The 17,832-nt window shown below is 58.7% G+C and carries 15 protein-coding genes; 9 read left to right on the forward strand and 6 right to left on the reverse strand.

The annotated features are described in order from the left end of the window. A partial coding sequence (locus KIP88_RS34615; RefSeq protein WP_214492668.1) for an NAD-dependent epimerase/dehydratase family protein occupies window positions 1–373 on the forward strand: 373 nt, incomplete at its 5' end. 62 nt (window positions 374–435) lie between these two features. On the opposite strand, the gene KIP88_RS34620 is transcribed toward KIP88_RS34615, so the two are convergent. Continuing rightward, window positions 436–1,251, reverse strand: a complete 816-nt coding sequence (locus KIP88_RS34620; protein WP_214492669.1) for a CpsD/CapB family tyrosine-protein kinase — start codon at window positions 1,249–1,251, stop codon at window positions 436–438. A 16-nt stretch (window positions 1,252–1,267) separates the two neighbouring features. Beyond that, window positions 1,268–2,617: a sugar transporter gene (locus KIP88_RS34625; protein WP_214492670.1), complete on the reverse strand. Its 1,350-nt coding sequence runs from the start codon at window positions 2,615–2,617 to the stop codon at window positions 1,268–1,270. A gap of 269 nt (window positions 2,618–2,886) precedes the next feature. On the opposite strand from KIP88_RS34625, the gene KIP88_RS34630 reads away from it, so the two are divergent. The 3 genes from KIP88_RS34630 (at window position 2,887) to KIP88_RS34640 (ending at window position 5,702) form a co-directional block, all read left to right on the forward strand. Then, entirely contained in the window at window positions 2,887–3,723 is an 837-nt protein-coding gene (locus KIP88_RS34630; protein WP_214492671.1) for an ExeA family protein, read from the forward strand. A 124-nt stretch (window positions 3,724–3,847) separates the two neighbouring features. Continuing rightward, window positions 3,848–4,432 (forward strand): polysaccharide biosynthesis/export family protein, encoded by a 585-nt coding sequence (locus KIP88_RS34635; RefSeq protein WP_214492672.1) that lies wholly within the window; start codon window positions 3,848–3,850, stop codon window positions 4,430–4,432. 82 nt (window positions 4,433–4,514) lie between these two features. Then, window positions 4,515–5,702, forward strand: a complete 1,188-nt coding sequence (locus KIP88_RS34640) for a hypothetical protein (RefSeq protein ID WP_214492673.1) — start codon at window positions 4,515–4,517, stop codon at window positions 5,700–5,702. 7 nt (window positions 5,703–5,709) lie between these two features. Here the strand turns inward: KIP88_RS34640 and KIP88_RS34645 are convergent, their stop codons facing one another. Then, entirely contained in the window at window positions 5,710–7,980 is a 2,271-nt protein-coding gene (locus KIP88_RS34645; protein WP_214492674.1) for a tetratricopeptide repeat protein, read from the reverse strand. Between the two features lie 185 nt (window positions 7,981–8,165). After that, complete coding sequence (locus KIP88_RS34650) at window positions 8,166–9,341, reverse strand: WecB/TagA/CpsF family glycosyltransferase (protein ID WP_308163705.1); 1,176 nt, start codon at window positions 9,339–9,341, stop codon at window positions 8,166–8,168. A gap of 309 nt (window positions 9,342–9,650) precedes the next feature. On the opposite strand from KIP88_RS34650, the gene KIP88_RS34655 reads away from it, so the two are divergent. The 3 genes from KIP88_RS34655 (at window position 9,651) to KIP88_RS34665 (ending at window position 13,469) form a co-directional block, all read left to right on the forward strand. Continuing rightward, window positions 9,651–10,166 (forward strand): serine acetyltransferase, encoded by a 516-nt coding sequence (locus tag KIP88_RS34655; protein ID WP_214492676.1) that lies wholly within the window; start codon window positions 9,651–9,653, stop codon window positions 10,164–10,166. 79 nt (window positions 10,167–10,245) lie between these two features. Continuing rightward, window positions 10,246–11,283: a glycosyltransferase family 2 protein gene (locus KIP88_RS34660; RefSeq protein ID WP_214492677.1), complete on the forward strand. Its 1,038-nt coding sequence runs from the start codon at window positions 10,246–10,248 to the stop codon at window positions 11,281–11,283. Then, on the forward strand, window positions 11,280–13,469 hold the full coding sequence (locus KIP88_RS34665; protein WP_214492678.1) for an NAD-dependent epimerase/dehydratase family protein: 2,190 nt from the start codon (window positions 11,280–11,282) through the stop codon (window positions 13,467–13,469). Before KIP88_RS34660 ends, KIP88_RS34665 begins: the two co-directional genes overlap by 4 nt. A gap of 91 nt (window positions 13,470–13,560) precedes the next feature. On the opposite strand, the gene KIP88_RS34670 is transcribed toward KIP88_RS34665, so the two are convergent. After that, window positions 13,561–14,625, reverse strand: a complete 1,065-nt coding sequence (locus KIP88_RS34670; protein WP_214492679.1) for a glycosyltransferase 61 family protein — start codon at window positions 14,623–14,625, stop codon at window positions 13,561–13,563. A gap of 317 nt (window positions 14,626–14,942) precedes the next feature. Between KIP88_RS34670 and KIP88_RS34675 the strand changes: the two genes are divergently transcribed. Then, entirely contained in the window at window positions 14,943–16,028 is a 1,086-nt protein-coding gene (locus KIP88_RS34675; protein ID WP_214492680.1) for a glycosyltransferase family 4 protein, read from the forward strand. Between the two features lie 167 nt (window positions 16,029–16,195). Beyond that, window positions 16,196–16,351, forward strand: coding sequence for a hypothetical protein (locus KIP88_RS34680; RefSeq protein WP_214492681.1), 156 nt, complete (start codon window positions 16,196–16,198; stop codon window positions 16,349–16,351). A 171-nt stretch (window positions 16,352–16,522) separates the two neighbouring features. On the opposite strand, the gene KIP88_RS34685 is transcribed toward KIP88_RS34680, so the two are convergent. Beyond that, window positions 16,523–17,653 carry an acyltransferase gene (locus KIP88_RS34685; protein WP_214492682.1) on the reverse strand — a complete coding sequence of 377 codons (1,131 nt, stop codon included), beginning with the start codon at window positions 17,651–17,653 and terminating at the stop codon, window positions 16,523–16,525. Between the last annotated feature and the right edge of the window lie 179 nt (window positions 17,654–17,832).

Genomic DNA, 17,832 nt, shown 5'->3' on the forward strand with positions numbered 1-17,832 from the left:
TCGCTTCCACGAGGCGAAGACGTCCGGCGCCAAAGAGGTCGTGGTGTGGGGCACCGGCACGCCGCGGCGCGAATTCCTCTATGTCGACGATTTCGCCGATGCCTGCATCCATTTGATGAAGACCTATTCCGGCGATGAGCTGGTCAATATCGGCACCGGCGAGGACATCACGATCGCCGAATTCGCCCGCGTGGTCGCGGCGACCGTCGGCTATACCGGCGAGATCGGCTTCGACACTTCAAGGCCCGACGGCACGCCGCGCAAGTTGCTCGACGTCAGCCGGCTGGCCAAATTCGGCTGGCGCGCCAGCACCTCGCTCAAAGAGGGCATCAGGCTTGCCTATCAGGCGTTCCTCAGTGAAGGACAACAATAGTCATTCCGGAAGACGCGCAATCGAACCTCACGCCGTTTCGGAAATCGCGGTCGGATGTGAGATCAATAGTAGCCGTAGTACGAACCAGCCGCCTCGGTCGACTTGTTCACAACCACGCGGACAACAGGTGTTCGTTTCAAATGCCGCTGGCATTCCTTGACGTCGGAAACCGTCGTGTTTCCAATCCCGGCAACAAGCAACGCCGCATCCATTCTGGGTAGAATGGAAATCACATCGTCGCCAAGCAGCATCGGCGGAAGATCGAAGATGACGATGCGCGACCGGAAGTCTCGCTTGATGGTCTGGAGCAGCGCCCCCATCGTCTGCGAGCCCATCCATTCCGAAGAGTTCGACGAGACCGATCCGGGCAGCACCAGCATGCCATTCGGACCGATGCTTGCCTGCAGGACCGCTGACGAAAGTGGCGCGCGTCCTTCGAGCACGCTGAGAACACCGCCATCGCCGCCGATGCCCAGATACTTTCCGACCGTCGGCCGGCGCAAATCAAGATCGACCAGCAGCACCGATCGCTCCGGCAGGCGGGAAATACTCAGCGCAAGATTGCAGGCCGTTACCGATTTTCCGCATCCGGCGGTCGGCGAAGTCACGGCCAGAAACTGCCAGCTCTTTTTGTCCATCTCCTGCAGCACCTGCGTGCGCAGCATGTCGTAGTAGCGGCCGTTCTGACCGGATGTGCCGTAAGCCACTATTCGATTGGCTTCGAGGTGATCGGCGCTGAGGCGCACTTCCTTGAACGGCGCTTCGGCAGAGCGCTGCGACGGCCCTTCGGCAGCGAGGGGGGATCCGCCCAACGCTGTAGGACGGTGTACCGTCTCCGCAGCTCGCGCGAGTTCGACAGCCTGCTTTATTGAATCCACTGCGTGACTCCGCGAATTATCGAAACAGCCCAACCCTGGCCTTGGCAATCATCAGGTCAAGCGGTGGAAGGAACAGGTAGGCAACAACCAACAGTCCGATCACAACCAGCGCGAACGCTCCCAGAAAACCAAACATCCGTCGCCGCCTCGCACGCGATTCGGCGGCCGTCGTGATGTAGGGAATTGAAACGATCAACTGGCCATCGACAACAGACAGAAGGTCATTGCTTCTGCGGATTCCCTTGTCCAGGATTTCGACCAGGACTGCCAGCCCTGCTCCGCCCAAAAGCGCGGCCGCGAAGGCCATTGCAAGGACTTTCAGACGGTTGGGCTTGACCGGCTCTTGCGGAACCGTGGGCTGCTCGATGATTTCGAGCTTCTCGGACTGCTGGTCCTTTTCGAGGTTTTCGCCGAGCCGCGCGGCAGCCAATTTTGCCGAGGCGGCATCGAGGTTCTTTTGCAGACTCTCCTGCTGGGCGACCATCACCTCGAGACTGGCAGCCGTCGCGGCGTCATTGGTCGGCGCCGGCGAGGCGGCCACCTTTTCCAGGGCTTCGATCTGCTTCTTCAGGGACTGGATAACAGGGTGCCGCTCTGAGTACAGCGCGCCCTTCTGGATCAGGTCGGACTTGAGCTGCGTAAGGGTTGCCGTCGGCTGATCGGAACCGCCGGACGATGCCGGTTTGCCCTGCGTGATCCGCAACTGAGCGATCTTGGCATCAAGCGCAGAGTTCTCCGCCTGAAGCCTCTGCACTTCTCGCGCCAGGAACTTCGTCGTGTCCGTGGCGCGGCTGGTGCGATCCCGAAGATCCTCGCTCAGGATCCGCGTCATCAACTCGTTGGCGACCTGCGCAGCCACTGCACCATTGCTGTATTCAAATCCGACAGAGAAGACGATCGTGGGATTTTCCATCGCAGCGCGCGTCCGCTGCTTGAAGTCCAGTTGAATGTCGACCGGCGCGATTTTCGTGTTCTTCTTGACCTCCGCAACGAGCTCGGTCGGCGACATCAGCGTGCGCTTGTCCGGGAACAGTTTAAATTTGTCGGCGATCGCGATGAGATTATCTCGCGTCATCGTCCGCTGCTGAATGACCTGAATACGCTCCTGCGCAGCGCTGGTAACCGTAGGCCGGACCAGTTCGGACGGAATCTGCTGCGATTGAACGAGGATCCGTCCTTCGGAGAGATAGGTAGGCGGCCACAGCAAAGCAACCGCGGCGCCCGCAGCCAGGATCGTAACGAACGGCAGCGCGAAATAGGCCCAGCGCCGCTTGAACAGTTCCCAGTAGAAAGAGAGCCGCAATAAGTGACTGCGGTCCTCTTGCACCCCTTGGAAATCGTCCTCAAATTCAACTTTCTGCAACATGTATCGTCCGAGCGTCTGTTTGCGAGCCTGCTAGGCTCATGATGCAGCGAAATGATCGGTGGCGCGTCGCTCCGAGCTGCAATCTAGCATCGATCTTGCAGGTATTTAATGAATAGTTGCTCAGCGCCAACAGTTTCAAATTTCAATCTTAATGGTTCCATCGGCCGCCGCTCTGGCAAATTTACGTAGATCAGAGAAATGGGTCGAGGGAGGCAGGGTAATTTCCCGAATTACGCTATAAGGGTCTGAAGCCGGGCTAAGGAAGTTCAATGTACGAGGCATTTTATCAGCTGCGGGAGAAGCCTTTTTCAATTCTCCCCGACCCCGACCTGATTTACTGGGGCAAGATGCATTCCATGGCGTTCACGATGCTGGAGTTCGGCGTCATGAACAACGCCGGCTTCACCGTCATTACAGGTGAAATAGGTTCCGGCAAGACAACCCTGGTGCGGCATTTGCTCAAGAAGGTGAGCCCGGCGATCACCATCGGGCTGATCTCGAACTCCCCGCAGGGCCGGCAGGAATTGCTGCAATGGATCCTGATGTCGCTCGGACAATCGTTCGACGGAGATTATCCTAATCTTTTCAAGAAGTTACAAGATTTTCTGTATGGTCAATTCGCCAACGGAAGACGGACCATATTAATCATCGATGAGGCGCAGAATCTCGAGCCGGAGGCGCTCGAACATTTGCGCATGATCTCCAATATTAACGCTGACAAGTTTCAGATTTTGCAGCTGATTCTGGTTGGCCAGCCCCAGCTGCGCGACCTGCTCCTGGCGCCGAAGCTGCATCAGTTCGCGCAGCGGATTTCCTCCGACTTCCATCTTCGCCCCCTCGACGACCGGGAGGTGGCCAATTACATCGCGTTCCGGCTCCAGGCGGTGGGCGCCCGCCGCCCCCTGTTCACCCAAGAAGCCTGCGCGCTGATCGCCTCCGCGAGCGGCGGAATACCCCGCATGATTAACGTATTATGTGACACGGCGCTGGTTTATGGCTTTGCCAACGACCAGCGGGTGATTTCGGACAATATTGTTCGGGATGTTATTGCGGATAAGCAACAGTACAGCATTTTTCCGGTAAAAAAGTTCTCCCGGGTTCCCTAAGTCCTTGTATCCCATTAGTTTCCCCCGTGGCTAAATAATGGCTGCGTGTTTGGGAAATAATCCCCATACGTCGGCCAAATTATCTTGTTTTGCGGGCTTTTTGCCGACGTTTAGGGGGAATGACATGCGAATCCTGCTGGCACTGCTGTGTATTGCCTTCCTGACCCCGGCGGCGAACGCGCAGACCCTGAAATCGGGTGACAGCCTTAGTATTTCGGTCCTGCAAGACCCCAAGCTCGATCGGAACGTTGTCGTCGACCCCTCCGGTGAAATCGCGTTTCCCCTCGCCGGCCATATCCGGGCACGCGGGCTGACGCCGGTGGCGCTCGAAAACATTCTCAAGAACAAGCTGAAGAACAACTACAAGGACGAGAATCTTGACGTTACGGTCGCTGTCCTAAGCGCTCCCAAGGAGATCCCCGAGGACGACCTGAAGCCGAAGATTTTCATCACCGGTGAGATCGTAAAGCCGGGCTCCTATGTCGTCAGACAGAAAACGACCTTGATGCAGGCCATCGCCCTTGCTGGCGGCATCGGACCCTTTGCTGCAAAGAACCGCATCCAGGTAAGGCGTAAGGGCCCCGGCGGCGACGAAACAATTTTCATGTTCAACTACCGCGCTTACGAAGCCGGTAACGACCTGGAGGGTAACATCACCTTGCGGGCCGGCGACGTCATCATGGTTCCAGAACGACGCTTGTTTGAGTGAGGTTTGACGATCGGCGGGGGCGAGAAGCAACGTGAAGAGAGCTGCCATAGCAGTCTCGATGTGCTTTGGCATGGTGCCGTCCGTGGCCTTTGCGTTCGATTGGTCTATCAAGGCCAGCGAGAGTGAAACCGTCGAACTGAACAGCAATCAGTTCATGCGGACCTCACCCGCGGGGTCCGTGGGCTCCTCTACGACGCTCAATGCAAACGCCCAAGGGCGTACTCCGACCTCCAAGTTCGACCTTTACGGAGACGGCACCTACAAGAAGTACTGGGGTCCCGGCGTCGCTGGGACCGCGTCGGAATTCTTGAATTACGGTTTCAGGGCTCGTTACGAGGTTGCCGAAAAGACGAGATTTGACCGGGAATATGTCGAGACAAGCTGGAGACAGCAAAATACCTCTCTCGCACTGCTGAACGATCTCGGCGTCGCAGTGCCGACGTCAGGCAATATTAGTCGGCTTACGGCAACCGGCGGAATCGACCGCTCGATTACTGCGATTGACACAGTGTCCCTGTTCGCAACGTCTACCCGCACGAGCTACGAGCCGTCGAGCGGTGGTACGCCGTTTACGGATACAGTTGCGCGGGGCAATTGGCGGCGCTCACTGAATCCGATCACGGCGATAAACATATCCTCCGAATATGAACTGCTCGAGTATGACAACGCGTTCAACACCCGTGTGCAAATCTCTCGCAATCAGGTCGGAGTAGATGCAACTCTGTCGGCGGTGCTTTCCTTTCGGGCAAATGTCGGCGCCGCCTATCTGGTGACCGATGGAGGCGCATCGAGCTCCGCATTCGGGGGTGTGGTGACCGCTACACCCGCATCGAGTTCACTGCTCGACTGGATCGGCGACGCTGTCCTGACCTACCGAATGTTGAAGAGCACAACGCTGTCCATCATCGCGAGCCAATCGGTTGGACCGAGCGTCGTCGGTTCTCTGTTCAAGCGGGATTCAGTCACGGCGACGCTAAGCCACACCGTCAATTCGCAATCCACCCTGTCGCTTTCAGCGAGCGGTAACAGGCAGACTTCGACCACCACCACGGATTTTGCTTCGGCATCAGCGACCTACAGTTACAATCTGACGCGGGACTGGCTCGCACAACTTACCTACCGCTACCAGCATCGGTTCGCGAGCACCGGTACCGCTATTTTCGATCCAATCACCGGCACACCGACGGTCTCCGGCACAGGCCCTGCGGATTCACACAGCATGATGCTCGTCGTGACGCACAACTGGACCGTGCTGCCGCCCGGCAATTAGCCGGCGTTCATTTCATCGCGGAACGGATGCTGTCCTTGAGCGGTGTCCCGTCCGGCTCCAGCGAAAATGCGGTCTTGAACCGTTCGGCCGCCTTTTCGGTTTGCCCTGCAGCCACGTAGCTCAGGCCGAGGTGATAGTGGACCGCCGCAAGGTTCGGCATGCTGGCAGCCGCTGGCTCCAGGGTTGCGATCGCACCCTTGAAATCGCCACGCTTGTACTGAGCCCATCCGAACGTGTCCTGAAATTGCGGCACGTTGGAGCTTTTCAATTTCTCAGACAGCTCAAACGCACGTTCGAGACTTGGCTTGTCGCTCCGATTGTCCAGTAGCAGGCTGACGAGATTGTTGATCGCAACCATGGAATTCGGCTGGTCCTGCAGAATCGCTTCGTACTGAGATATGGCGGCGTCGTTGTTCCCCCGCTGGATCTGCACTCCAGCCAGGGAGAGTCGGAAAGCTACATTGCCGGGCAACTCCGCAAGTCCAGCCTTGAGCACCTTGTCGGCCGCATCATAGTCCTTGCTTTGAACATAGAGCTCGGTCAGCGCAGTGTATCCCGCCGGCTCTTTCGGCTGTTGCTCGACTGCCTTCTTGAAGCTTTGCAGCGCCTCATCGTTCTTCTTTTCTGCCAGTTTGGCCTGCCCGAGAAACACGAGAAGCTGGGCATTGCCCGGGAACTTGTTACTCATCGTCTGGAGCAGGGCTGCAGCCTTGTCCGGCTTGCCCTGTTTCACATAGGCCGAGGCAAGTGCAAGCACCGGCTGTGATGCGTCCGGCGCCGCTTTGTGTGCTGCCTCGAGCGCTGCGACGCTTTCCTCGATCTTGTTCTGGCCAGCGAACGCTGCCGCGCGGATCTGCTCAGCAGCCAGGCGGCCCTCATCGACGCGTCCGATGGCGTCCGCGATCGCCAAGGCTCCCGACCAGTCCTGCCGGCTCAATCTGACCTGCGCGAGCGACGACCAGATCTGGAGATTGCCGGAACTGCGATTGGCAGCTTCCGTCAGAATCTCTTCGGCACGTGGCGCATCGCCCTTGCGCTGCAGGAACGCGACGTAACGGAGGACGACATCGGGATTGGAGTTGGATGATTTCAGCGCGTCGGCATACTGACGATCGGCCAACTCGGCCTTCCCGCTGCGTTCATACGCCACTGCCATCAGCGACAGCAACTCGACCGACTTCGGCTGATCGTTGAGCGCCTCGCGCAAATCGGAAATGGCGCTGTCGAACTGGGCCTTGTCGATGCCCAGGGCCGCCCGCAGCCGCAGTGCGCCCGAGTTTCGGCGATCCTTCGAGAGGATATCGGCGATCAAGGGCTCGGCAGCCGCCTTGTCGTTCTTGGCAATATAGACCTCCGCAAGCTTGACCTGGGCGGCAAGCTTCTTGTCGGGGGTAGCTGCCGTGGTGGTCAGCTTCTGCAAAACCTGCATGGCGTCGTCTGCCCGGTTCTGCCCAAAATTCATCTCGGCCAGTGCGATCTGGTAATCGAAATCATCGCCGCCTGCCTTGATCCGCGCTTCCAACTCCGCTCTGCCGGCATCCGCGCCCTTCGTGGCGGCCAAAAAGCGAACAAGGTCGAGCCCGATCTTACTATCGGTCGGGTTGGCTTCGGCCCGAGCCCGGAATTCCTTCTCGGCCTCGACGAACTTTCGCTGCGCGAGGAGAAACTGCAGAAGCTGGGCGCGGTACGTACCCTCTTGAGGATTCTGCGCGATCAGCTTGCGCAGCAACTCTTCCGCCTTTGCCAAATCCTTCTTGCGTGCATACGCGTCGATCGTCTGCAGTGTGATGCGCGTTTCGTCCTTGGAGCCGGCAGGAACCGAATCCAGAAGCTTCAGTGCACCATCCAGGTCGCCATCTGCGGCTTTTTTCGACGCAATCAACGAGATCGCATCGACGTTTGCCGGATCAATCTCATAGGCGCGCTGGGCTTCGCGGATCGCGCCGGCATTGTCGTTTGTCCGAAGGAGAATGATCGCCCGCAAAGCATGGAGTTCCGCATTCGGCTTGTCGCCCTCGTTCGCGGCATCGACGACCCGGAGCGCGGCCTCGGCGGCCCCGCCGCCCACCATAATCCGCGCAAGCCTCAATCTGGCATTCAGATCGTTTGGGTCCAGTTCGACGATACGGCGCAGATCCAGGAAGAGCGAAGTCGCCTTTGTCCGTTCGTCGATGCCTGCGAGCGCCCTCCAGACTTCGACCTTGTCGCTCTTGTACTTGACGGCTTTCAGGAGTTCCTTCCGCGCCTCGAGGTCGTCCTTCTTTTCGATGAGAGCCATTCCGCTCTCATAGTAGCTTTGCGCGCGCTCTTCGGGCGATCCGCACCCCGCCAAGAACGTCACGAGCAGGAGCGCAAGTCCGCGGCGAACACGAAAAGTCTGACCGACTGGCTGCTTCATCTCTGGCCCTGAATGAGTGTCGTGCGACCGAAAGGCGGCCGGAAAATCGTCTGTTTCCTCCGCTATCACACTTCCTGTGACAGGAGGAATTCGAATCTGTTCAGGCGGAATATTCGTCGCAGGCCGGCCGACGCGCCCGTGAACAGCAGTCTCTGTCCCCGGCTGGCCAATTGCTTTCGGACCATCAGGAACAACCCGAAAAACCTTGCGTCGATGTATTGTGTATTCGAAACGTCGACGATCAACCGTTTACCGCTGTCGAGCGCGTCACGAAGCTGTTCGATCGCGCCGTCAACGTGTGTGGCCACCGCGGCCCCCGACAGAGTAAGGGTCACGGAACCGTGATCTTCGCACCTTGCGATCGACAGCCTGTTCAAGTTTCGCGTCCGCCGTTCACTCAGCATCAGGGGCAGAACGCAAGTGACCAGCATCGCGAGCAGCGCCTTCCCGTCGCTCCAGTAACGCCGCCAAAGATACGGTTCTTCCTTGATGCGCCATAGCCACTCGAACCCGGTGCTGCGAAGCATCGGCGGCGCCCGCCGAACGGTTCCGGCTTCGAAATTGATGGTGGCGCCGAACTGGGCGCGAACGGGCGCGCGCAGCCGCCAGTGGTTATGCAGCAGCCAGCCCTGGGCCTTCTCCGCGCCGAAGAATACCGCAATTAAATCGGCGTCACTGGCATTTATTTCATCGATTATTTTCGACGAGCTCATCTCTTCGATCGTACCAAAACCGGGGTTGAGCACGCCGACGCATTCCAGCCCGCCCCGCTCGGCGTTCAGCCTGGCGCCGACCGCAGCCGCCAGCCCTTCGGCTCCGCCCAGCAGGAAGACCCGCAGGCGCCGGCCCGAGGCGTTGGCCGATTTGAGTCGGCCGAACAGGTCGCTTCCGGCAACTCGCTCATGGATCGGAATGCGCAGCAGTTTGGCGATCCAGATCAGCGGCATGCCGTCTGCAAGACACAGATCACTCAGCAGTATGGATTCCCGGAACGAGTCGTTGATCTGGCTCTTGACGAGAAAATTAACGTTGGGCGTCGAAATCAGAAATGGCGAGCCGACATTCGTCGCAAGAGCCATCGAGCGCAGCAGCGAAGGAAAATGGAGCGCGTCCACGGGAATGCCGAGGAGGCCAAATATATTGCGGGAAAGGTCGTCCGGAGAAGCGCACGCCGATTGCGGTTCCGCAGATCGATCGGCAAAGTCGGACGAAGCCGGCAGGGTGCGCAACGTATTTAACATAAAAGCTCCACGAACTTCAAATCTTTGCCCGGCGCACCGCGGGGGTGGGCCACCATATAATTAACAAATCGCAAGCGATCTACTACGAAAATCTTGCTTAGTGAAATCGATTTAATATACGTGATTAATACCGCACCCTGAATGAAATGCCAATTCCAAGGAAATGGGTGGGGCGGGCGTCCCCAGGAAATCACCGGCCCATCGGCGATCGACGGCCGATGGAGATGGTTCGCGCGCATTGAGAACCGGGCGCTTCCAACGCGGCCAACCGTCCGCTATTTGGTTTAATTCCAGGACAGGTGCACACAGGTGGATCAGGCTACCAAAGAGATCAGCGCCGATGTTCCCGATTGGACGCGGGAACATCCGCGGCAGTTCTGGGACCCCGGCCGCAAGCTGCTGCTGACGGTCCGGCGCTACCAGTTCTGGCGGGCACGCGGCGGCCCTTTCGGCACACTTTGCTGCAAGGTTATCGCCTTGCGCCATCGCTTCTGGAGTGTGGTGACGGGGGCCGAGATACCGCTCACCTGCCAGATCGGCGGCGGGCTGCTGATCCCCCACCCCAACGGCATCGTCATTCATCCGGACGCCAAAATTGGCGTGAACTGCCTGATTTTTCACCAGGTCACACTTGGCAGCCGCGACCGCAGCGGTGTTCCCGAAATTGCCGGCCATGTCGACATCGGGGCCGGCGCCAAGGTCCTCGGTCCGGTCAAGATCGGCGCGCATGCGCGGATCGGCGCGAACGCGGTCGTGATTGCCGACGTCGAGCCATACGGGGTAGCGACGGGCTATCCCGGAGGAATTCACCACGCTTGGCAATAGTGCCTTCACTCCTCCCCGTTCGTGATACCTAGGCTCTCGTCGAATTTACCTAATTGATTGAAGTATCAGAGATTACACGTTGCAAACGAACGCGAGCATTAACCCAAAACCCGGCACGGAGCCTGCGCGGTTCGGCGCTGTCGTCATCGGGCGCAATGAGGGCCAGCGGCTCGTCGCCAGCCTGCACTCGGTATCCACGGCGGCGGTGGTAATTTACGTCGACTCCAACTCGACCGACGGATCGGTGCAGGCGGCGCGCGAGCTTGGCGCCGATGTCGTCGAACTCGATCTCAGCACTCCCTTCACCGCGGCCCGCGCACGCAACGCCGGCTTTGCGCGCCTGCTGACGATCATCCCCGATCTGCCTTACGTTCAGTTCGTGGACGGCGACTGCGAGCTTGCCGCCGGATGGCCTAACGCCGCCGCAGCCTTCCTCGACGCCCACGCGGATGCCGCCGCGGTATGCGGCAGGCTCCGCGAGCGATATCCCGATCGGTCCGTCTACAACTGGCTGTGCGACAAAGAGTGGGATCGCCCCACCGGCGAGGTTCGCGCCTTTGCCGGCAACGTGATGCTGCGCACCGCGGCGCTCAGGAGCGTCGGCGGCTATCGTGAGGACGTGATTGCCGCCGAGGAGGACGAGCTGTGTGTCCGGCTTCGCCAGGCGAACTGGCGGATTTGGCGACTTCCCGACGAGATGGCGCTGCACGATGCGGCAATGCTGCATTTCGCCCAATGGTGGCGAAGGACGCAGCGGGCGGGATACGCCTTTGCGCAAGGCGCGCATCTGCACGGCGCGCCGCCCGAGCGGCATTTTGTGCGCGAGGCGCGGCGCGCCCTGGTTTGGGGCCTACTGCTCCCCTTAGCCGCCATCATCGCGACAATGGCGCTGACGCGTTTCGGATGGATCGCCTGGCTGATCTATCCGGTTCAGCTTGCCCGGCTGAGCATCAACAACACGGGCCCGTTTTCGGACCGCTCACGCCTCGCGGTGTTTCAGCTTCTGGCCCGTTTCCCGGAAGGGCTTGGGCTGGCGAAGTTCTGGCGCGACAGGCTGTTGCGTCGCCGCCCTCAGCTCATCGAACACAAGCAGATTCCAACGAGCAGAAATGCATGACCGATAATTCAATGAACCGACGCGCGGCCATCAGTGCCGCGGCGCCCATTCGCACGGCCATTGTCGGAACCGGCTACATCGCCGAGTTTCATGCGCGTTCGATCCGTGAGGCCGCGGGCGTCGAGCTGATCGCGACCTGCGACGCCAATCTCGGGCGGGCCCAGGCCTTCGCCGGCGCCTGGAACATTCCGCGCGCCTTCGATTCGCTGTCAAAGATGCTCAAGGAAGCCGAAATCGATTGCGTCCATATCCTGACGCCGCCCGATCTGCATTTTTCGCTGGCCAGGCAAGCGCTGGAGGCCGGCGTTCATGTCTTCCTGGAAAAGCCGATGTGCACCTCCGCCGCGGAAGCGGACGAGCTGGTCGCCCTCGCAGCGGAGCGCGGCCTCTATCTCGGCGTCAGCCACAATTTCCTGTTTTCGGCAGCGTTCCAGCGCCTGCGCGAGGCCGTGCATTCCAAAGAGCTCGGGCCGATCGATCACATCACCTTCAATCATTTCTATGAGCTGGGCCAAATCCGCTTTGGCCCGTTCGACAACTGGATGCTGCGCAATCCCGGCAACGTCATCCTCGAAACCGGCCCCCATCTGGTGTCCGCGCTGCTCGATCTTGCCGGCGCGCCCGAAACCCTTTCGGTGACCGCCGACCGCAAGGTGACCTTGCCGAACGGCGCCGACATCTATCGGCGCTGGCGCGTGCGGACGACCGTGGGCCGCACCGCGATCGATCTCAACATCAACTTCGCGCCGGGCTTCCCGCAACGGACCATCTACGTCCGCGGCCTGTTCGGATCCGCGCTGCTCGACTTCGACGCAGACACTTGCGTGATCGATCAGCGGACACCGCTGGATGTGGATTTCGACCGCTTCAAGCGCAGCCGCGGAATCGCAAGCCAGATGCGCAGGCAGGCGATCGCGGTGCTGGCGCGGTACGGGCTTGGCAAGCTGAAGTTCGTGCGGCGCGGCAACCCGTACCAGAACTCGATCCAGGACGCGACCGCCGCCTTCTACGCGGCGATCCGCAACGGACAGCCGCTCGATGTCCGCATTGCCGGCCGCACCGGCCGCGATGTGATCGAGCATTGCGTCGGGATCATCGAGGCGTCTGCCATCGATACGTCCGTCACCATGGCGGCCGGCGCGGCCGGCGCGGCCGATCGCCCCGCCCTCGCCGCCCCGCCCACTGTTCTCGTCCTCGGCGGCGCCGGCTTCATCGGCAAGGAGTTGATCAGCCAGCTTCTTGCCGCCGGCTATTGCGTGCGGGCCATGGTGCGTGGCTCGACACTACCGCTTGACGAATTCAAGTCCGACCGCCTGGAGGTCATTCGCGGCAACATCGGCAACCGCGCCGACCTCGAGCGGGCCATGGCGGGTATAGCGTTCGTCTATCACCTCGCGCATGCGCCATGTAAGACATGGGAAGAATATCTGGCCAACGACGTCGAGCCGACGCGGCTGGTGGCCGAGGTTTGCCTCGCGGCTGATGTCAAGCGGCTGGTCTACACCGGCACGATCGACTCCTATTATGCCGGCGCCAAGGCAGGCACCATCACGGAGGCAACGCCGCTCGATCCGGATATCCGGCGGCGCAACTACTACGCGCGCGCCAAGGCTGCGGCCGAGGACATCCTGACCGACATGAGCCGGAGCCGGCAGTTGCCGCTCGTCATTCTCCGGCCCGGGATCGTGATCGGCCGCGGCGGCGGCCCGTTTCACTGGGGCGTCGGCCGGTTTTCCGAAAACGTCTGCGAGGTGTGGGGCGACGGCCGCAACAAGCTGCCGTTCGTGCTGGTATCCGACGTGGCCGCGGCGCTGGTGCGGGCAATCGAAGTGCCTGGCATCGAAGGCAAGAGCTTCAACTTGATCGATGCGCCGATGTTGACGGCGCGAGATTATTTGCTGGAATTACAAAAACGCGGCGATTTGAAACTGAACGTGCTTTACCAGCCGATCTGGAAGTTTTACCTAACCGATCTAGCGAAATGGACCGTCAAGCTGTTGGTACGGCATCCGGACCGCATCCGCGTGCCAAGCTACGCCGATTGGGAGTCGCGAACGCAGAAGGCGTTTTTTGATTGCAGCAAGACGCGTTCCGAACTGAACTGGACGCCGGCATCGGACCGAACACGCATGGCTGACGAAGGCATTGGGGTCGCGCTGCAACCATGGCTGGAAGCTATTAGATGAGGTGAGCTTGCTGGCCGTTCCGACGGCGGCGAACCTTCCGCGGTGGCCACTTGCTTAGCGACCGCCACGGATCTGGTGCGACGCCCAATGATCACTGTGAAACAGCCGCCTCAAGACAATCCAGGCTCCTGAGCAAACGTTCAGGCTCCAAGCTAAAGCCGCCATCAGCGGGATCACCGACGACATAGCCAAAACGAACGCCATTGAAGTCCATCAGTATCTTATGGAAGGCATTGAAGCGGTCGGGCGGCTCGATGACGAGGACTCCCGCCTTCGCCGGAACAGCATAATGCACGTGGTTAATTGCAGATCCCTCCACGGACACCACAACTGTTGCCGAACCCAACGCGTCCACGATCTCCTGTGGGGTAAGCGATTCGGGTTCAATGACGGCGAACCCGCGACCGACAAGTAAATCGGCAATAACTCGGGCGTTGAGCAGCTCGCGAGCGGTTCCGCTGCTACCACGAGCCAGCAAAACGTGAGTTGGACCGCCGGGTTTCGCTGCACGTCTGACCCGCGCCCGGAGCTCGTGGAATCGTCCGACCCATCCGGCGTTTAGCCCGAGATCGTCGATCATCCACAGCCGCCTGATCCGGGCATACGAAATCGTCGCTCCTGGCAGGCCCATCAATTTTCGATAGCCCGGCTCGTGTACCCACGGCGTCTTCTTGTAGCTCAACGGTACGAGCCCGCGCTGCTCGGCAAGCAGTTCCATTGCCATCGCATCTCTCAGCCAGTGTCCGAAATAGATGCTGGATGGAGCATAGGTACAAAGCTGCGCCTCTTCGAACTCATCGTACGATCCTGTCAACACGGCCCGCTTTCCGCCACCGGATCGATGAATCTCGTAGGCTCCGCATGAATACAGAGTATGATCGGCCAGGATGGCGTCATCGATACGATAGGCAATCGTCGCGCCGTGAGGAAGATAAGAAGCCTCGACATAGCTGCGTTGTAAGGCAAGGGTCGAATTTGGCTCAACCCCCCTCACCCGACCGAACTCGTTGGGCAATGCAATGGCAGGCAGAGTACGACTTTGATTGGCGGGATATAGCTCAGTTCGGTCGGCGGCGATGTCTTTCATCCGGGGAGCAAGGCCAAGTTTACCGCGAACCCGGGCCGTTACAGGCAAGAAGCTATATTTCGACAGCATCACATTCCCGCTGGGCGCGATCGAACTTCACACATTAATACATCAGACAAGGATGACAGGATTCCGGATTGAGTTGTAAGTCCGATTTACTATACTTACAATTAAGTATTCATTCGTTGCGTCGTAACATGCGGGTAAGCAGTTAACTATGTGTATCGCAGTGAAACTATCTTATACCAAAAAATGCCGCCCTCGTCCTTTATCGCAATCGTCGGCTAATAAGTAAAATGAGTTTGCGCATCCTTTTTGCTGCAGGACCGGGGAATGTAATCGAAGCACATAAGAATTGGCGTGCTGGGATAGACGAACCGAGCCAGATGTCGGTGGCCTTCTCGAGCGAATTCGAGTCGCTCTGCGTCGAGCTTGGGGCATCGGCTCACATCGTATCTTCTGCCGGCCCTCCCGACCTGTTGAAAGACGGCCAGTTCGTGATTGAGCACCGGCCCAAACGGCCGTCATCCGGCCTGAGCTATCATCTTTCGGAAATAATTTATGGCCTCTCGCTGCTGAGGACAGCACGGCGGTTTGGCGCGGACTATGCCGTTCTTCAATCCGGCACGACCCATTACTTTGTCATGTCAACGTTTCGATTGTTTGGCATCAAGGTAATCCCAGTCCTCCACAACACGCTGTGGCCCAAGGGATATCCTCCAACGTCCCTCTTGCAACGAGTTTTGTTGCGTCTCGACTCCCTATTTTTCAAGTGGCTGGCTACTGCAACCTTGGGCGTTTCTCCTGCATGCCTGCAACAGGTCGAGGAGTTGGCGGGTGGGAAGTCGAGCCGTTTGTATCCGTTCACGATACAATTTCAGCCCGGCCTCTACCAATCTGCGCAACCTGCGAGTTTCTATCGGCCATTTCGCCTTCTGTTCGCTGGACGGATTGCCGCAAATAAGGGCGTATTCGATCTGTTGCACGTCATGCAGAAAGTCGACGCTAAACTTCCGGGCGGGGTAACGCTGGATATCTGCGGCTCGGGCAGCGACTTGGATGAGCTGAAGGCGCAATGCACCAACCTGGGAGTCGATAATATAGTCACCATCCACGGATGGACGGAGCCCGAACAATTGCGGAGCTACATTCGATCAAGCCACGCTTCGATCGTTCCAACCCGTAGCGGCTTCGCGGAGGGGATGGCCATGACCGTCATCGAACCGGTCCTTCTGGGGCGGCCCGTCATCACCAGTCCCGTCGTACCGGCCTTGGAGGTGCTCAGGCCTGCCTGCCTCGAGGCAAGGACGGATGATATCGAGAGCTATGCGAACGAGATCGTGACGCTGGCCGAATCGCCCTTGCTATACCAGCAGCTAACAGCTGCCTGTGGATCGCTTCGACAGCAATTCTTCGACCGGTCACGGTCGTTTCAAGCGGCCCTCCACGCAGCTATTTGCAATTCCGTCTGAGAAACATTTCGGATTATACTGGCGTCTATGTGTTGCAGCTCAAATTGATATCCGGCCCCCTGGCAAGTCCTTAATAGACCCCGGATACCGTCCTGGTTGATGGACGCATGCGCGTCGCGTGCGCACTGGAAAGCTTACTGCATGTCACTCGCGACACTCGAATCGTCGTGGATGACTACGTCGGACGGGAGTATCAAGCTATCGAGGACTTCGCTGACCTTGTTGCAACCTACAGCATCATGGCCGAGTTCAGAAAGAGGAAGGAGTTCGACCTCGCTTGGTGCCAGGCCACGCTGGAGCGATATTATTCGGTGCTGAGGTGAGCGCCCGGGAAAAGTGCAAGAAAGCGGTTTGAACGATGCAATGGCTTGGGAGAGCATTTGTTGCGATTTGGCTGCTGGCATTTCTTTATGTCATGTTCACCGGCATTGGGCTTACCCGTGATAGGGAACCGCCGAAAAAATCACGATAAGATTGAGTCGAACTCAAGCGGCTCAATCAGCTTTAGTCGCCCCTACCCTCACTTCGCGGTCAGCCGTCAAACTTCGAACGCTTCTCGATTGGTCGGCAGACTCGCCTTGCAAAAAATGGGCATCTTTTAGGCGCAGGAAAGGAGTCTCCACAAATCTGAAGCTTAGCTCAGCTAAGACATACACAACGGCGCAGTACAGCGGGAAGAGAACTGGTTTTGCAAGCGGAAGGTTTTCTACCAACAGAAGGCACGGGACATGATAAACATAGACGCCGTAGGAGATAACCCCTACCCGAACAATCGGCTGCGCGTTCAGTAATTTGGGAGGATGGCGGATGGCACAGGCAATGCCCAACGCCGCCGCGATGTTCAGAAGTGAGTAGCCCCAGACAAACCCGCCATCCTGCATGAGAAACATTGCATAGCCGAACGACCACTTCATCGCCGAGTGAAACGCCAGGTGCTGATGAGCCAAGACGCAAAGGCCGCCAACTGCAAGCACTGCGATAGAAGCAAGAAACCAGCGGACAGGGTTTCCAATAGGCCAGCACGCAATTGCGGCGCCAGCAGCAAAAGCATCGAATTGGGACAGCGGAAAGCCGTATATGCTCCGGCCTGTCCAGTCAGGAGGCTGGCCTGCGAACTCGAGATAAATGCCAAGTCGGATGAGAGGCGCTACGACTAGCGTTCCTGCAATCACTAGACGAAAGGACCGCGGCGATGTGAAATAGACGACGAGCGGCCAAACAAGGTAGAATTGCTCTTCGACGGACAGCGACCAAAGATGCACAAACGCTGGACCGACATCTAAATCGCGCATTCGTGCAAAATTCGCCGTGTAGCTGGCAAGCCACGGCCAATCGGCACCGAACGATCGCGGCTCACCTGCGGCGATGTAAGACGTCGCAACCCCTGCAAGGAAGATGTAGTAGAGCGGGAATATCCGAAGCGATCGACGCCAATAGAATCTTCCGAAGTACTCGCCTGGGCCTCTATCGCGCTGTTGAAGCAAGATCTGCGTAATCAGATAGCCTGACAACACAAAGAATATCTGGACACCGATCCATCCGACGGGAAGCCAGCCGAAATGAAACAGGACGACCAAGGAAACGGCAAGCCCACGAACGCCGTCCAATGAATTTATGCGCGACATAAGCGGACGTCGTTCTGAAAGAAATATCGTTAAGGCTTAATTCAGACAATGATACTGTCGACAACGCTGATCCAAGTTCAACTAATCAACACGGCATTTTACACAACGCTTTCATTTTGAAACATGCGTCAAGGCGGAGCAAGCGCGGTCAGCTTGTGTCAGTGCCAATAGCGATCTTC

The sequence above is a fragment of the Bradyrhizobium sp. SRL28 genome (genome assembly GCF_018596315.1).
Lineage (GTDB): Bacteria > Pseudomonadota > Alphaproteobacteria > Rhizobiales > Xanthobacteraceae > Bradyrhizobium.